The 17665-nt window shown below is 69.6% G+C and carries 9 protein-coding genes; all 9 read right to left on the reverse strand.

Annotated elements, in window-relative coordinates; genetic code table 11:
* Positions 1 to 327: 327 nt before the first annotated feature.
* Positions 328 to 4212, reverse strand: coding sequence for a DNA-directed RNA polymerase subunit beta' (locus C8K30_RS07810; RefSeq protein WP_108492306.1), 3885 nt, complete (start codon positions 4210 to 4212; stop codon positions 328 to 330).
* Positions 4213 to 4290: 78 nt separating this feature from the next.
* Entirely contained in the window at positions 4291 to 7803 is a 3513-nt protein-coding gene (gene rpoB, locus C8K30_RS07815) for a DNA-directed RNA polymerase subunit beta (RefSeq protein WP_108492307.1), read from the reverse strand.
* A gap of 394 nt (positions 7804 to 8197) precedes the next feature.
* Positions 8198 to 8581 carry a 50S ribosomal protein L7/L12 gene (rplL, locus tag C8K30_RS07820; protein ID WP_108492308.1) on the reverse strand — a complete coding sequence of 128 codons (384 nt, stop codon included), beginning with the start codon at positions 8579 to 8581 and terminating at the stop codon, positions 8198 to 8200.
* Between the two features lie 85 nt (positions 8582 to 8666).
* Positions 8667 to 9197, reverse strand: coding sequence for a 50S ribosomal protein L10 (gene rplJ, locus C8K30_RS07825; protein ID WP_108492309.1), 531 nt, complete (start codon positions 9195 to 9197; stop codon positions 8667 to 8669).
* A gap of 284 nt (positions 9198 to 9481) precedes the next feature.
* Complete coding sequence (locus C8K30_RS07830) at positions 9482 to 12076, reverse strand: CHAT domain-containing protein (RefSeq protein WP_108492310.1); 2595 nt, start codon at positions 12074 to 12076, stop codon at positions 9482 to 9484.
* Positions 12077 to 12242: 166 nt separating this feature from the next.
* The gene (locus tag C8K30_RS07835) at positions 12243 to 14861 is read right to left on the reverse strand and encodes a CHAT domain-containing protein (protein ID WP_233257042.1); all 2619 of its coding nucleotides are present in this window, start codon (positions 14859 to 14861) and stop codon (positions 12243 to 12245) included.
* A 10-nt stretch (positions 14862 to 14871) separates the two neighbouring features.
* Positions 14872 to 16338, reverse strand: a complete 1467-nt coding sequence (locus C8K30_RS07840) for a S8/S53 family peptidase (protein ID WP_146197381.1) — start codon at positions 16336 to 16338, stop codon at positions 14872 to 14874.
* A gap of 100 nt (positions 16339 to 16438) precedes the next feature.
* Positions 16439 to 16999, reverse strand: coding sequence for a carboxypeptidase regulatory-like domain-containing protein (locus tag C8K30_RS07845; RefSeq protein ID WP_108492312.1), 561 nt, complete (start codon positions 16997 to 16999; stop codon positions 16439 to 16441).
* On the reverse strand, positions 16990 to 17622 hold the full coding sequence (locus C8K30_RS07850; RefSeq protein ID WP_108492313.1) for an RNA polymerase sigma factor: 633 nt from the start codon (positions 17620 to 17622) through the stop codon (positions 16990 to 16992). Before C8K30_RS07850 ends, C8K30_RS07845 begins: the two co-directional genes overlap by 10 nt.
* Between the last annotated feature and the right edge of the window lie 43 nt (positions 17623 to 17665).

The raw sequence follows: 17665 nt of genomic DNA on the forward strand, positions 1-17665 counted from the left end.
CACGGGGACTGCTGCGCCACTTACCACCGGCTCGATGGCCCGGTTCCACCATCGGGGCACGACGTGCCCCGGGAGGATTTCACCGGGATGCCTGCGCACTCACATCGGCCGCTTCCGAAGCCACCCTGCGGCGGCCTTCAAGAGGTGCGGCCCGACGGCGCGGGCACGAATTCTAAGAATACCCACGTGTTAACGGGGGGTCAAAACGAATCGGGTGTGAGATGCACCCGAAGCCGCCAAGCAGAGCGCCTGCCCGGCCCGCCGTACGAGGCTTACCTCGTGCGGAGGGCGGGCAGGCGCTCTCTACCTAACGGTCAGCGGACCGGATCAGCGGAAGTCGCCGAGGTCCAGGTCCTCCAGCGGGATCGCCTCGCCCGAGCCCATACCGAGGGTCGGGAAGTCGATCTCGTCGTAGCCGAAGCTCGGGTAGAGCTCGGCCTTGGCCTGCTCGGTGGGCTCGACCTCGACGTTGCGGTAGCGGGGCAGACCCGTACCGGCCGGGATGAGCTTACCGATGATGACGTTCTCCTTGAGGCCCAGCAGCGGGTCACGGCGACCGCTCATCGACGCCTCGGTGAGCACCCGGGTGGTCTCCTGGAAGGAGGCCGCCGAGAGCCACGAGTCGGTGGCGAGCGAGGCCTTCGTGATACCCATCAGCTCCGGACGGCCGGCGGCCGGCTGGCCACCCTCCGACACGGCCTTGCGGTTGGCGTCCTCGAAGCGCATGCGCTCCGCGAGCTCACCCGGCAGCAGCTGCGAGTCACCCGAGTCGAGCACGGTCACGCGACGCAGCATCTGCCGCACGATGACCTCGATGTGCTTGTCGTGGATGTCCACGCCCTGGCTGCGGTAGGTCTCCTGGACCTGGTCCACCAGGTGCGTCTGGGTGGCACGCGGGCCGAGGATCCGCAGCACCTTCTTCGGGTCGACAGCACCCTGGACGAGCTGGGTACCGACCGTCACGTGGTCGCCGTCCGCGATCTTCAGGCGCGCACGCTTGGTGACCGGGTACTTGATCTCCTCGCCGCCGTCGTCCGGCGTCAGCACGAGGTGACGCGTCCGCTCGGTGTCCTCGATCGTCACGCGACCCGTGTACTCCGCGATCGGCGCCTCACCCTTGGGGGTGCGGGCCTCGAAGAGCTCCGTGACACGCGGCAGACCCTGCGTGATGTCCTCAGCGGCAGCCACACCACCGGTGTGGAAGGTACGCATCGTCAGCTGCGTGCCCGGCTCACCGATCGACTGCGCCGCGATGATGCCGACGGCCTCGCCGATGTCCACGAGCAGGCCCGTGGCCAGGGAGCGGCCGTAGCACTTGGCGCAGGTACCGACACGGGACTCGCAGGTCAGGACCGAACGGACCTTGACGCTGGAGATACCCGCGGCGATCACCTGGTCGATGATGACGTCGCCGGCGTCCGACCCGGCGGTCGCGATGACGTTGCCGTCGGCGTCCACCACGTCGGTCGCGAAGGTACGCGAGTAGATGCTGGTCTCGACGCGGTCGTCCGGGACGAGCGAGCCGTCCGCGAGCTTCTCAGCGACCGGCAGCGTGAGGCCACGCTCCGTACCGCAGTCGTCCTCGCGGATGATGACGTCCTGCGAGACGTCCACCAGACGACGGGTCAGGTAACCCGAGTCCGCCGTACGGAGGGCCGTGTCGGCCAGACCCTTACGGGCACCGTGCGTCGCGATGAAGTACTCGAGGACGGACAGGCCCTCACGGTAGTTGGACTTGATCGGACGAGGGATGATCTCGCCCTTCGGGTTCGCCACGAGGCCGCGCATACCGGCGATCTGACGGACCTGCATCCAGTTACCACGAGCACCCGAGCCCACCATGCGCATCACTGTGTTGCGCGCGTTGCTCTCGAGGTTGACCCGCATGGCCGACGCGACCTTGTCGGTCGCCTGCGTCCAGATCTCGATGAGCTCCTGACGGCGCTCGTCGTCGGTGATCAGACCCTTGTCGAACTGCTGCTGGACCTTGAGGGCCCGAGCCTCGTGCTCGTCGAGGATCTCGCCCTTGACGGTCGGCGCCGCGACGTCGGAGATTGCGATCGTGACACCGGAGCGCGTGGCCCACCGGTAGCCGGCGTCCTTCAGCGCGTCCAGCGCCGCGGCCACCTCCACCTTCGGGTAACGCTCGGCGAGGTCGTTGACGATCGTGGAGAGACGCTTCTTGTCGGCGATCCCGTTCTCGTACGGGTAGTCGACGGGCAGCGCCTCGTTGAACAGGTACCGGCCGAGGGTGGTGTCGAACAGGAGCTGCTGCCCCTGCTCCCAGCCCTCGGGCGCCTCGAAGTCCTTCAGCGGCGGCACCAGGTCGGACATCCGCAGCCGGATCTTGGCGTTGATGTCCAGCTCGCCCCGGTCGAAGGCCATGATGGCCTCGGCCACGGAGCCGAACGCGCGCCCCTCGCCCACGGCGCCCGGACGGTCGCTCGTGAGGTGGTGCAGACCGATGATCATGTCCTGCGAGGGCATGGTCACCGGACGGCCGTCCGACGGCTTCAGGATGTTGTTGCTCGAGAGCATGAGGATGCGGGCCTCGGCCTGCGCCTCGGCGCTCAGGGGCAGGTGCACGGCCATCTGGTCACCGTCGAAGTCGGCGTTGAACGCGCCGCAGACGAGCGGGTGCAGGTGGATGGCCTTGCCCTCGACGAGCTGCGGCTCGAACGCCTGGATACCCAGGCGGTGCAGCGTCGGCGCACGGTTCAGGAGCACCGGGTGCTCCGTGATGACCTCTTCGAGCACGTCCCAGACCACGGGGCGGGTGCGCTCGACCATGCGCTTGGCGCTCTTGATGTTCTGCGCGTGGTTGAGCTCGACGAGCCGCTTCATGACGAACGGCTTGAACAGCTCGAGCGCCATCTGCTTGGGCAGGCCGCACTGGTGCAGCTTGAGCTGCGGGCCGACGACGATGACCGAACGGCCCGAGTAGTCGACGCGCTTGCCGAGCAGGTTCTGGCGGAACCGGCCCTGCTTGCCCTTGAGCATGTCGGAGATCGACTTCAGCGGACGGTTGCCGGGGCCCGTCACCGGGCGACCACGACGGCCGTTGTCGAACAGCGAGTCCACGGCCTCCTGGAGCATCCGCTTCTCGTTGTTGACGATGATCTCCGGCGCGCCCAGGTCCAGGAGCCGCTTGAGGCGGTTGTTCCGGTTGATGACGCGGCGGTACAGGTCGTTCAGGTCACTCGTCGCGAACCGGCCACCGTCGAGCTGCACCATCGGGCGCAGGTCCGGCGGGATGACCGGGACGGCGTCGAGCACCATCGCCGTGGGCGAGTTGGTGGTCGTGAGGAACGCGTTGACGACCTTGAGGCGCTTGAGGGCGCGGGTCTTGCGCTGGCCCTTGCCCGAGCGGATGGTCTCGCGCAGCGACTCGGCCTCGGCGTCCAGGTCGAAGTTCTGCAGGCGCTGCTGGATCGCGTTCGCGCCCATCGCACCCTCGAAGTAGGTGCCGTAGCGGTCCTGGAGCTGGCGGTACAGCATCTCGTCGCCCTCGAGGTCGGCGACCTTGAGGTTCTTGAACCGGTCCCAGACCTGCTCGAGGCGGTCCAGCTCCTGGTCCGCGCGCTTGCGCAGCTGAGCCATCTCGCGCTCGGCGGAGTCGCGCACCTTGCGGCGCGCGTCGGCCTTGGCACCCTCGGCCTCGAGCTCGGCCAGGTCGGCCTCGAGCTTCTGGGCGCGGGTGTTGATGTCGTTGTCCCGGCGGTCGGAGATCTCCTTCTTCTCGAGATCGATCTCGTTCTGCAGGTTGGGCAGGTCCTCCTGGCGGGCCTCGTCGTCGACCGACGTGATCATGTAGGCCGCGAAGTAGATGACCTTCTCCAGGTCCTTCGGTGCCAGGTCCAGCAGGTAGCCCAGGCGGGACGGCACACCCTTGAAGAACCAGATGTGCGTGACGGGCGCGGCGAGCTCGATGTGGCCCATGCGCTCACGGCGCACCTTGGAGCGCGTGACCTCAACACCACAGCGCTCGCAGATGATGCCCTTGAAGCGCACGCGCTTGTACTTGCCGCAGTAGCACTCCCAGTCGCGGGTGGGACCGAAGATCTTCTCGCAGAAGAGCCCGTCCTTCTCCGGCTTGAGGGTGCGGTAGTTGATGGTCTCTGGCTTCTTGACCTCACCGTGCGACCAGGCACGGATGTCCTCGGCCGTGGCGAGGCCGATACGCAGCTCGTCGAAGACGTTGACGTCGAGCAAGATGTCCTACTTCCTGAAGTTCTCGAAAATCCTCGTGGTGTCCAGGTCCGCGCCCGGTGCAACGGGCGCGGACCGGTGTCAGATCTCGTCGACGCTGGAGGCGGCGTTGGGCCGCCGCGAGAGGTCGATCCCGAGCTCCTCAGCGGCGCGGTACACCTCGTCGTCGGACTCCTTCATCTCGATGGAGACACCGTCGCTCGAGAGCACCTCGACGTTCAGGCACAGCGACTGCATCTCCTTGAGGAGCACCTTGAAGGACTCCGGGATGCCCGAGTCGGGGATGTTCTCGCCCTTGACGATCGCCTCGTAGACCTTGACACGGCCCGGGACGTCGTCGGACTTGATGGTGAGCAGCTCCTGGAGCGTGTACGCGGCGCCGTACGCCTCGAGTGCCCAGACCTCCATCTCACCGAACCGCTGACCACCGAACTGCGCCTTACCACCCAGCGGCTGCTGCGTGATCATCGAGTACGGGCCGGTCGAGCGCGCGTGGATCTTGTCGTCGACCAGGTGGTGCAGCTTCAGGATGTACATGTAGCCGGTGGAGACGGGCTCCGGGAACGGCTCGCCGGAGCGGCCGTCGAAGAGCATCGCCTTGCCGTCCTGGTTGACCATGCGCTGGCCGTCCCGGTTCGGCAGGGTGGCCCCGAAGAGACCGCGGAGCGCGACCTCCTCCAGGCCGTCGAACACCGGGGTGGCGACGGGGCGGCCCGGCTCGCTCGTGTGAGCGACCTCGGGGAGGCTCTCGAGCCACTCCCCGCCCTTGTCGTCGGCCAGCGAGACGTCCCAGCCCTGCTTGGCGATCCACCCGAGGTGGGTCTCCAGCACCTGGCCCACGTTCATGCGGCCCGGCACACCCAGCGGGTTGAGGATGACGTCGACGGGCGTGCCGTCCTCGAGGAACGGCATGTCCTCCTGCGGGAGGATCTTCGAGATGACGCCCTTGTTGCCGTGGCGGCCGGCCAGCTTGTCACCGACCGTGATCTTGCGGCGCTGCGCGATGTACACGCGCACCAGCTGGTTCACGCCGGCGGGCAGCTCGTCGCCGTCCTCCCGGTTGAACTCGCGCACCGCGATGACCGTGCCGGACTCGCCGTGGGGCACCTTGAGCGAGGTGTCGCGCACCTCGCGCGCCTTCTCGCCGAAGATCGCCCGCAGCAGGCGCTCCTCCGGGGTCAGCTCGGTCTCACCCTTGGGGGTGACCTTGCCGACCAGGATGTCGCCCGCGCCGACCTCGGCACCGATGCGGATCACGCCGCGCTCGTCGAGGTCCGCGAGGACCTCCTCGGAGACGTTCGGAATGTCCCGCGTGATCTCCTCGGGGCCGAGCTTGGTGTCGCGAGCGTCGACCTCGTGCTCCTCGATGTGGATCGAGGAGAGGACGTCGTCCTCCACGAGGCGCTGCGACAGGATGATCGCGTCCTCGTAGTTGTGGCCCTCCCACGACATGAACGCGACGAGCAGGTTGCGGCCGAGCGCGAGCTCGCCCTCGTCCGTGGCCGGGCCGTCGGCGAGGACGGAGCCGACCTCGACCCGCGCACCCTCGTCGACCAGCACGCGCTGGTTGTAGCTCGTGCCCTGGTTCGAGCGCACAAACTTGTGCACGCGGTACGAGCCCGTCGTGCCGTCGTCGTTCGCCACGAGCACCAGGTCGGCCGAGACCTCGGTGACCACACCGGGCTTGGTCGCCACGATGACGTCGCCGGCGTCGACCGCCGCACGGCGCTCCATGCCGGTACCGACCACGGGGGCCTCGGACCGCACCAGCGGCACGGCCTGGCGCTGCATGTTCGCACCCATGAGGGCGCGGTTGGCGTCGTCGTGCTCGAGGAACGGGATCAGGGCCGTCGCGACCGACACCATCTGGCGCGGCGAGATGTCCATGTAGTCGACCTCGGCGCCCGGGATGTCATTGGTCTCGCCACCCTTGGTGCGGACCAGGACGCGGTCGAGGACGAAGGTGCCGTCCTCGAGCAGCGGCGTGTTCGCCTGCGCGATGATGTAGCGGTCCTCGTCATCGGCCGTCAGGTACTCGATGTTGTCGGTGACCTTGCCGTTCTCGACCTTGCGGTACGGCGTCTCGATGAAGCCGAACGGGTTGATGCGACCGAACGACGCGAGCGAGCCGATCAGACCGATGTTCGGACCCTCAGGGGTCTCGATCGGGCACATGCGGCCGTAGTGCGACGGGTGGACGTCACGGACCTCCATGCCGGCGCGGTCGCGCGACAGACCACCCGGGCCCAGCGCGTTCAGGCGACGCTTGTGCGTCAGGCCGGCCAGCGGGTTGTTCTGGTCCATGAACTGCGACAGCTGCGACGTGCCGAAGAACTCACGGATCGACGCGACGACCGGACGGATGTTGATCAGCGTCTGCGGCGTGATGGCCTCGACGTCCTGCGTGGTCATGCGCTCGCGAACGACGCGCTCCATGCGGGACAGACCCGTGCGCACCTGGTTCTGGATGAGCTCACCCACGGCGCGGATACGGCGGTTGCCGAAGTGGTCGATGTCGTCGACCTCGACGCGCACCTCGACGGGCTGGCCGTTGCGGACGCCGGACAGGATCGCCTTGTCCGCGTGCAGGGCGGCGAGGTACTTGATCGTGGCGACCACGTCGGTCAGCGACAGCGTGGACTCGGCCAGCTCCGCGTCGACACCGAGCTTCTTGTTCGCCTTGTAGCGGCCGACCTTCGCGAGGTCGTAGCGCTTCGGGTTGAAGTAGAAGTTCTCGAGCAGCGCGCGGCCGGCCTCAACCGTCGGCGGCTCACCCGGGCGGATCTTGCGGTACAGGTCCACAAGAGCCTCGTCCTCGGTGTGGACGTGGTCCTTCTCGAGCGTGTCGAGCACGGACGGGAACTCGGCGAACTCCTCGCGGATCTCCGCCTCGCTCATGCCGAGGGCCTTGAGCAGCACCGTGACGGACTGCTTGCGCTTGCGGTCGACGCGCACGCCGACGGCGTCGCGCTTGTCGATCTCGAACTCGAGCCAGGCGCCACGCGACGGGATGATCTTCGCGGAGAAGACGTCCTTGTCGCTGGTCTTGTCCGGCGTACGCTCGAAGTAGACGCCCGGCGAACGCACCAGCTGGGAGACGACGACGCGCTCGGTGCCGTTGATGATGAAGGTGCCGCGTGCAGTCATGAGCGGGAAGTCGCCCATGAAGACCGTCTGGCTCTTGATCTCACCGGTGGTGTAGTTGACGAACTCCGCGGTGACGAACAGCGGGGCCGCGTAGGTGAAGTCCTTCTCCTTGCACTCGTCCGCCGTGTACTTCGGCGGCTCGAAGCGGTGGTTCGAGAAGGAGAGGGACATCGAGGACCCGAAGTCCTCGATCGGGGAGATCTCCTCGAAGATCTCCTCGAGGCCGGAAGTTTCCGGGACATCATTACGGCCAGCCGCCTTGGCAGTTTCTACCCTGCCCTGCCAGGCTGGGTTACCAAGAAGCCAGTCGAAGCTTTCGGTCTGCAGGCCAAGCAGGTCGGGGACCTCGAGTGGCTCATAGATCTTTGCGAAGGAAACGCGACGGGAAGCGGTACGGTTCGCAATGGCTTCGGCGGACGGAGCTGAAGGGGTGCGCGAGGCAGCCAAGAGGGGTCCTTCCCTGCAGTTCGGGTGAACGCTGTACGCTCTGCGGTGCTGCAGGAAGCTCTGCCGGACTTCACCGGTCGCCGGAGGGCATCCCACAAGCGGGGATGCAACCAGGACTTACGGGAAGCAGGGGGAGGCGTCGAGGGCACACGCGGGCGCAAAGCGCTAGCATACCTATCTGGTTCTAGTATGTCCAGTCGCCCTAGTACCCGCACGTCGAGACCGCAATACTCGTCGAATCGTTGCGTATCCGCACTGCCGCGGCGCGGCGGCTGATCCGGAGGAACACGAGAGGCCCGCACCCCGAGGGGTGCGGGCCTCTGCGTTCGGCGGACGGCGCCCGGGACGAGCCCGGGCCGCCGTCACACCAGCCCGAAGGCGGTGGTGCCTGAGGTCACTTGAGGGTGACGGTGGCGCCGGCGCCCTCGAGGGCAGCCTTGGCCTTCTCGGCGGCTTCCTTGTCGGCAGCCTCGAGAACCGGCTTCGGTGCGCCGTCGACCAGGTCCTTGGCCTCCTTGAGACCGAGGGACGTGAGCGCGCGCACCTCCTTGATGACCTGGATCTTCTTGTCACCAGCGGCCTCAAGGATGACGTCGAACTCCGTCTTCTCCTCGACAGCCTCGGCGGCGGCAGCGGCCGGGCCGGCCACGGCAACGGCGGCCGGGGCCGCGGCGGTGACGTCGAACTTGTCCTCGAAAGCCTTCACGAAGTCGGAGAGCTCGATGAGGGTGAGCTCCTCGAAGGCGGACAGGAGCTCGTCGGTGCTGAGCTTCGCCATGATGGCGTTCCTTTCAGTAGGCGCTTCGCGGGCCGATGCCGGCCCACGAGAAGCAGGGGGTTCTTGTTCTGACGCGACCGCCCGATCAGGCGGCAGCGCCCTCCGATTCCTGCTTCTGACGCAGGGCATCGATAACGCGGGCGACCTGGGCGGGCTTGGCGCTGAAGGCGTAAGCGGCACGCGTCAGCGTGGCCTTCAGACCGCCGGCCACCTTGGCCAGCAGAACCTCGCGGGACTCGAGGTCCGCGAGCTTCGTGATCTCTGCGGTGGACATCGGGCGGCCGTCGAGCACGCCACCCTTGATGACCAGAGCAGGGTTCGCCTTGGCGAAGTCACGCAGTCCCTTCGCAGCCTCGACCGGGTCCCCGGTCACGAATGCGATGGCGGACGGGCCCTTCAGGTCGGCGTCGAGACCCTCGACACCGGCCTCCTTGGCCGCGATCCCCGTCAGCGTGTTCTTCACCACGGCGTAGGTTGCGTTGCCGCTGAGCGACCGACGCAGCTCCTTGAGCTGCGCGACGGTGAGCCCGCGGTACTCGGTCAGCACTGCTGCGCTCGAGCCGCGGAACTTGTCCGCGAGCTCTGCGACAGCGGCTGCCTTCTCCGGCCTCGCCATGGCAATCCTTCCGGTGGTGGTACCGCCGTCCCCTGGGGCATGAGCCCCGGGCACGCCCCGGAACGAGAAAAAGAGCCCCGGCGCAGATGCACGGGGCTCGGTTTGCGCGGCAGGGCCGCGCTCGAGTTCGTCACCTGCGCAGGCCCCCGCTCTCAGCGGGACTTCGGTCTTCGTCCGCTCTACGAGAGAGCAGCGTCGGACAACCGGCGGTCTTGGGTTACCCGAGTAGATTACACGATCCCCGGGGTGGTGCCGCACCGGCAGGCGGTGGCCCTCACCACACGTCAGCGGTCCAGGCCCTCCAGGGAGCCGAAGCACACCAGCGGCACCGGCTCGGGCTCGTCCGCGAGCGCCGCGGCCAGCGCGGCCTCGGGGTCGTCCGTCGCGCGCAGGTGGGCGTGGAACCGTGGCATCACGCGGGCGGCGACGGCGTCGGACAGCGGGCCGACGGACGCCACCACGGCGCGGGCGCCGAGCCGCAGCAGCACCGCCGTCAGGCCGAGCACCTCGCCGCCGACCACCTGGGACGAGCCGCCGACCTCGCACGCCGACAGGATGATCACCGACTCGGGCAGCCGCGTGCCGTCGAGCTCGTGCGCGAACAGCGGTCCGTCGGCGAGGTCGACCGAGGCGAAGAGCGGGTTGTCGGCGTCGTGCCGGCCGTGGGTCGCCAGGTGCACCACATCGTGGGTCGCGAGCGCCTCGCGTACGGCCGCGGTGGTCGCGGCCGCGCCGGTGAGGACGGTGGCGCCGGACCACACCTCGCCCACCGCACGCACCTCGCTCGCGCCGAGCGTCACGCTCGGGCCGTGCGCGGCGAGGAGCCGGTGCCCGTCCCCCGGCCGGGGGTGGGCCCGTCCCCGCGCCACGTACGAACGCATGGTCGTCCGCCTGCCCCGTCGGGACGGGAGCGCGGTCCACGGCACGCCGACCAGCGGGTCCCGGCCCACGACGTACAGCGGGCCGTCCACTTCGAGGGGCAGGACCAGGAGCCTGTCGAGCGCGTCGAGGTTGCGCGTCAGGGAGCGACGGGCGGCGTCGCGCAACGCGGTGGGCACGCGGTCGTTGGCGCACACCCCGAGGTCGGCGCGCGCACGCAGCACCCGCTCGGCGACGTCGGCCCGTGGCCCGAGGGCCACGGTGCGGGCGCCGTGCGCGTCCAGCCGGACGCACCGCAGGACGCCGTCGATCACCAGGAAGTTCGCGACGACGGCGCCGTCGTCGCGGGCGGTGAGCAGGTCGCGCACCTCTGCCACGGTGGCGGGACGCTCCTCGGTGACTGCTTGGTCGCCGGGGCGGTGCCAGGCGCGTTCGCGGGCCGTCGCCAGGAGCCTGTGGGAGCGGTCGAACAGGTGCTTGCGCTCTGCCGCGCTCTCCCGGTCAGTGAGCGTACGCGCCCGGACGACGAGACCGCGGGCCTCCGTAAGGAGCGCCCCGACCGCCGGATCGTCCGGCGCGGCGGCCCACCCTGCCCCGGCGAACGTGGCGCGACCCCGTTCGACCGCCTCGAACAGCGCGGCAGGATGACCGGTGCGCAGGGCGGCTTCGACGTCGGTCCGTTGCAGGTCGGCGCCGTGCGCCGCGGCGGCGGTCACGGACTCCACCGAGCCGAGGCCCATGCGGTGGTCGGCCAGGAGCCCGAGGCCGACGCGCACTGCGGCCACGCCCGCCGTCCGGTCCCCCGACGCGAACGCGATCTGCGCGAGCACGGTCTGCTGCTGGACCCGAGCGGTCAGCGGGGCATCGGCCATGCCGTCCGGGAGGTCGGCGAGGACGGCCCGGGCGGCGCCGACGTCGTCGGCCAGGAGGTACCAGTGCGCGGCTACGAACCGCGCGGACAGGCCGGGGTGCTGCCCGAGCAGCGGGTCCACCTCGTCGCCTGCCTCGGCTGCTTCGAGCGCCTGCTCGGCGCGGAGGCGCGCGTCGCTCGGCACGGGCGCCTCGCCGCGCCGGATCGGCAGGAGGATCGCCTCGAGCTCCGCGACGCGTGCGACAGCGGCCCGCTGCGGGTGGCCGACGCCGGCGTAGTACCGCCGGGCGAAGGCCGCGCTGGCACGAGCCTCGTCCCAACGGTGCAGCGCCATGAGGCAGCGGGCGCGGAAGTACTCGGCCTCCGCCCGGTGCTGTGCGCGTCCCGGGACCACCATGCGGGAGATCGCCTGGGTGAGGACCTGCTCCGCGTCCTCGAGCAGACCCGCCTCGTAGAGGACGGCGCCGCGGCCGATGTCGAGCACGCCGTCGGCGCGCTCCGGGTCGACGGCGCGGGCGGCGGCCATGGCCTGCAGCGCACCCGGCAGGTCCCCGAGCGCGTACCGCACGAAACCCGTGTTGTGCAGGGCGAGGGACGCGACGCTCGACAGGCCTGCGCGCCCCGCCTCCTCGTGGCAGGCGTCGAAGTCACGCAGCGCCGCGTCGAGCCGGCCGAGCTCGATGGCGGTCGCGCCGCGGTTGAGCAGGGCCGTCGCCAGGTCCCGCTTGGGGAGCACGACCTGTTCCGCGAAGACCTGGTCGAAGGCCGCCATGGCGTCGGTGAGCCGGCCGGCTCGCTGCAGGAGCAGGCCGCGCGCCCCGGCGACGATGGCCGCCAGGCGCGCCCGGGCCTGTGACGGCGCGGTAGCTGCACGGCCCTCGGCGTCGTCGAGCAGGGCGAGCGGCTTGTCCAGCGTGTCCTCGACCGCCTGGACCGCCACTGCCTCCCCCATCAGGGAGCGCACGATGCCCTCGGCCCAGCGCTCGTGGTCCGCTGGAGTGAGACCGGCGGGGTCGACGGCTCGGAGCCGGTCGAGCACCTCGCGGAACCGGGGCAGGGCGTCGCCGGGCCGCGACCGGGAGCTCAGATCCCGGGCGGCCAGCAGCTCCGCCTCGAGTTCCGGCCACATGGTTGCCCCTTGTTTCTCCATGCCCTGGTGGGCATCGGGCGGGACACAATAGCGGGGCATAGTGGGTTATGTCACTGTCCGGTGCGACGGCGCAGGTCAGGGGCTTGAGCTCGGCGACTGCGGGCTGCCTCGGCGACGTCCCTCGACGGACAACCTCGACGGCGGATCAGGCGACTGCCAGCCCTTCGACCGAGCTGAAGCAGACGAGCGGCACCGGCTCGGCCACGTCCGTGAGGGCCGCGGCGAGCGCCGCCTCCGGGTCGTCGGTCTCGCGGAGGTGGGCGTGCAGGCGGGGCATGACGCGGGCGGCGAGCTCGTCGGAGAGCTTGGCGACCGACGCGATGACCGCTCGGGCTCCCAGGCGCAGGAGGACCGACGTAAGGCCCAGCAGCTCACCGCCGAGCACCTGGGTGGAACCGCCGACCTCGCACGACGACAGGATCACCACCGACCCCGGCAGCGGCGTCCCGTCGAGCTCGTGGGCGAACAGCGGACCGTCCGCTAGGTCGATCGAGGCGAACAGCGGGTTGTCGGCGTCGTGCTGGCCGTGGGTCGCGAGGTGCACGACGTCGTGCGTGGCGAGGGCCGTGCGGACGTGCTCGGTGACGGCGTCATCCCCGGTCAGCACGGTTACGCCGGCCCACTGCCGCCCGACGGCATGAGCCTCGGCGGCACCGTGCGTCACTCCGGGTCCTGCGGCCGCGAGCAGGCGGCGCTTGCCCGAGGGGCGCGCGTGGGTGCGGCCGCGGGCGACGTAGGAGTTCACGGCGGTACGCAGGCCGCTGCGGGACGGGAGGACCGTCCACGGGACTCTGAGCAGCGGTTCGCGAGCCACGACATAGAGGTCGCCATCGGCCTGCAGCGGGGCGAGCAGGATGTCGTCGAGGATCTTGAGGTTGCGCTCCAGCGACGAGCTGGCGGCGGCGCGCAGGGGCGCCGGGATCAGGTCGTTGGCCGCCATGGCGAAGTCCGCCGCTATGCGGCGGACCCGCTCGGTCACGTCCTGTGCCGGTCCGACGTCGACCGTCGTCACGCCCACGGCATCGACCCGGACACAGCGCAGCACCCCTCCGAGAACGACGAAGTTGGCCACCACCGCGGTGCCGTCGCCGCGCTCGGCGAGGACGCGCTGCAGCTCGCGGGCCGTTGCGGGGCGCTGTACCGCGCCCGCGTTCCCGGCGTGCCGCCACGAGCGTTCCCGCACCTCGTCCTGGATACGGCGGGCGCGGTGGGTCAGCCGTTCACGCTCCCTGGCCTCGGCCGCGCCGAGCTCGCGGGCCCTCGCCAACAGGCCGCGTGCCTCGGTGAGGAGCGCGGCAGCCTGCGGATCGTCTGGCGGAGTGACGCGACCCGTGCCGGCGAACGTGGCGCGGCCTCGCTCCAACGCGTCGAACAGGGCGGCGGGACGGCCTGTGCGCTCGGCGGCATCGACGTCGACGAAAGTCAGGTCGACGCCGTGCGCTGCCGCAGCCGTGACGGACTCGACCGAGCCGAGCCGGCTGCGGTGATCGGTGAGAAGGCTCAGGCCGGCACGGACCGCGCGCAGCCCCCTCGCACGGTCGCCCTCGGCGAACGCGAGCTCTGCCTGGACTGTGTAGTGCTGGACCCGCACGGTCAGTGGAGCGCTCGTCAGAGTGCGGGGCAGCTGGGCACGGACGGCGCGGGCGGCATCGAAGTCACCCGCAAGGACGAACCAGCGCGCGGCAACCAGCCGCGCGGTGTGCCCCGGGTGATAGCCAAAAGTGGGACCGGCCTCGTCGCCGACCTCGGCAACCGTTATCGCTTGCCGCGCCCGACGACGAGCGACTACCGGCGAAAAACCGTTCGAAGAGCGGAGAGCCTCCGACAGCAACGACTCGAGCTCAAGGACCCTGGCCAGCGCCGCCATCGACGGTTGCCCACCGCGCTCGAATCGCCGACGCGCCTGGGCCGCCTGCGCGCGCGCCTCCTCGAAGCGATGAAGGCCCATCAGGGCTCGCGCTCGGAACCATTCAGCCACTGCGTGGTCGCTGCGAAGCGCTGCACGCGCCAGTCGCTCGGTGGCCGTCGACAGCAACTGCTCGGCATCAGCAAGCAATCCGCTCTCGAAGAGCACCTCAGCGCGACCCAGCTCCGGGATGCCGTCGTCCTGGTCCGGAGCCGCGAGGCGCGCCTTCTCCATCGACAGCAGAGCGCCAGGCAGGTCGCCAAGCGTGTACTGCGCATAGCCGAAATTGTGCAGAGCGAACGAAACGAACTGCGGGTTGCCCAGGGCTACGGCGTGCGCTCTCGCCTCCTCGTAGTCACGAAGGGCCTCGGTGAACTCCCCGAGCATGCCGAACACTGCGCCCCGGTTCAGGTAGGCGATCGCCAAGTCACGGTGGTCAGTGAGGCCCGGTGTCCGCACCGCTTCGGTGAGGTGCCCCAGGGCTTGGCGCAGGTTCCCCGACCTGGAGTGGAGCACACCACGCTGGACGAAGATCAGGCTCGACATCGACGGATCGAGAGCCCCGCTCTCGATCTCCGCTGCCCGGTCGCACAGCGCGAGAGCGTCGACAAGCGACCCAGTCAGTGCATGAACCGGATTCGACAGACCCAGATAGCTCCGCACCATCAGCTCGGCCCACTGCGCTCTGCCCGTCGGGTCGAGCTGGTCGGGATCCAACCCGGCCAGGTCGGTCAGGAGCGCGCGGAAGTCGGATTCCGCGGACGACCACTTCGCTCGCGCATGCAGGTCGCGAGCGACTTCCAGTCGCTCGAACAGCCGCACCCACGGGCCACTACGTGTGGTCGCCTCCACGTTCACCCCATCGTCTTCAGTTCGGGATCGGCAGTCCCGTCGCCTGGTGTGCAGCCTCCCACGCCGCTGCAACCCGATCAGCCGTGCCCTCCGCGATCCGGCCGTTCAGCAAGTGCTGGGCCAGCTCTCCGGCAAGTACCGGCGAGGAGAACGAGGTCCCGCTCCACGTGGCGAACCCGCCCGTGAAGTCGTCCGGATCGACTGACTCCCGGCCCCCTTCGGACAGCCGCTGCGGCAGCAGGGCTCCGTCGGCAGTAGCCGGCATCGTGCTGTGCACGTTGGTACCCGGGCGCACACTCGTCACCCATGGTCCGTCGTTGGCAAATTCCGCGAGCGTGCCGTTTGGGTTGGACGCCGTGACCACGAGCAGTGGAGTGTAGTCCGCCCGCAGGTCACGGATGTCCAGCGGCTCTGCTCGGCCGTCCACACGCCGCACGTGGGGCGCCCAGGCCGCAGGGAACACGGGCCGATCCCCGCCGTCGTTGCCGGCCGACGCGACGACAAGGACACCCGCCCGGCGAAGGTCGCGCAACACACCGCGGAGCATGCCCTCATAGTCGTCGTCCTCGAGAACCTCGGGCTGGAAGCCGAGAGCCAGCACTACGACGTCGACCGGGGTGTAGCCATCGATACCGGAAACGCCCCGCAGGTGGTACTCCAGCAGCCTCTCGAGCGAGCGCACCAGGTCCCACTCGCGGACCTCCCCATCCGTGTACATCACCCGAACGGGAAGGATCGCGGCGTCCGGGCACACCTGGTGCACCACACCCGCGATGAATGTCCCGTGCCCCACGTACGGCGCCAGCTCCGTCGACGGCTCGTGGCCCGTCGCCGGCTCGTCGTCGGTGAAGGTGCCGATCGGCCGTCCGTCGATCTCGGCATCCCGGATAACGACGTGCGAGCGGTCGAACCATGGGTGCGCGCCGATCCCGGTGTCGACCAGGGCGACGACCGGACGTTGCACTCCGTCGTCGGAGAGCCACGGCGTAGGCCCGGTTCCGAGGACCCTTCGCGGGACGGTGCCGACATGAAGAGACGGCTCCCGGTCCCCTGGCTGCGCAACGCCAGGCCTGTTCTGGTGTCCCTGCAACACATGGTCCAACCCAATCCGCTTCCGGTCCTCCTCGCCGGCCAAGGACGTAACGTCGTCAAGGAGGTCCCACACGTCCGCGTCCTCGCTACCCCCTGCGGCCACGTGCAGCGCCACGCCCGTCCGCGGCACCTCCGACCTCATGGGCGCCGAGGGAAGCTCCTCCTCCTCCAGCAAGAGGCCGCGGTCGGCCGCCCGCTCGCGGAGCAGCGCCAGCAGTCCGTCGTCCTCCCCGGGTGTGCCGCGCACGATCAGCCGGTCCGCGACGTACCGCGTGGGTGCCAGCCGGATGTCACGCCGACAGGGCGCCTCAGCCGGATCGAGCTCCCGGACCGGACGCCATCCTCCGGCGTGGTCCCGTACACGCAGTCCTTCGGGCATGGGCTCACTCACAGCAGTACCTCTCGATCGATAGGCGTACCTGGTAGACCCCCCACCGCGCCCCTCGGCCGGTCTGAAGGTCTGAAGGTCAGATATTCAAGAACTCAAGAGTTCATAGCTCGATAACCGGCGTGCTCACGGCTCCGCCACCGCCGTCGGTCCGGCGGACCACCAGGCTCGCGCGACCGCGCTCGACGGAGTCGAAGGAGAACCGGCCGTCCTCGTCGGAGGCGACGGTGACGACGTCGACCCCTGGTCGATGCAGCTCAACGGAGAGGCCCGCCGCCGGGGCGGCCCAGCCGTCGATCCGAACCCGGCCCCCGGGAGACGGAGACAGGCTGATCATGACGGTCAGCGAGTCGTGCGTGAAGGTGATGGTCTTCGCCTCGGCGGGCGAAGCGTCGTCGGCGCGTGCGGCTGCGGCGGCCCCCCGGACGCCTGCGAGCGGTGTGTCGAGATAGACGGCCTCCATCAGGTCGGCCTCGAGGCCGGCCAGCGTGATCGCGAACAGCGACCGCTCCACGAGCTCGTCCGGGACGGGGTCCACCGCCTCCACCACGTGGGCGAGGCGGGTCAGCACAGCGCCGTCCCCGGCGTCCAGCACGCCCTTCGGGTCGAACGAGAGGTCCCCCACGGCCTCGTCGTCCTTGTTGGGTTCCGGCGTCAGATCCACGAGAAGTCCCCCTGCTCGTCGAGGATGGTGCGCAGCTTCGCCAAGCAGCGGCCACGAGTCGAGCCGATGGAGCCCATCGGCATTCCGATCGCCGCCGAGATGTGCCGGTAGTCCGGCCGATCGGCGAGCGAAACCAGACGCAGCAGTTCCTGGCAGCGTCTGGGAAGTTCCTGGAGCGACATCCACAGGATGCGATCGCGTTCGTCGCGCAGCACCTCGGCGTCGGGCAGCGGATCCTTTGCCGGGAGCGCCATCGGATGCTCCGGGCTGTCGTCCGGGAGCTCCGTGCGGCGCTTCTCGTCGTCACGGTGCTTGCGCACCGCCTCCCAGGCGGCGCGCTTCGCCGTCACCAGGAGCCACTTCAGGACGGCCTTCGGCTCCGCGATCGTCTCCGCGTGCCGTACGAGCGCCACCCAGGTGCTCTGCACGACGTCCTCTGCGGCGTCACGGTCGACCCCCTGTGCGCGGACCGTGTGCCAGAGCAGCGGCGTTGCCTCGCGGACCAGCTCACCGAGTGCCTGGTGGTTGCCCGCGCGGTACTCGGTCAGCGCGATCGCGGCGCGATCGCCGAGCGTGAGACCGGACCCGTCGACGTCGGGCAGGGCCTCCCTTGATCCTGTCATTGCACCACGGGATTCTCTGCTGGCGGTTGTTTCCACTCCCGGT

Origin of the sequence: Promicromonospora sp. AC04 (assembly GCF_003058225.1) — a bacterium.
GTDB lineage: Bacteria > Actinomycetota > Actinomycetes > Actinomycetales > Cellulomonadaceae > Promicromonospora.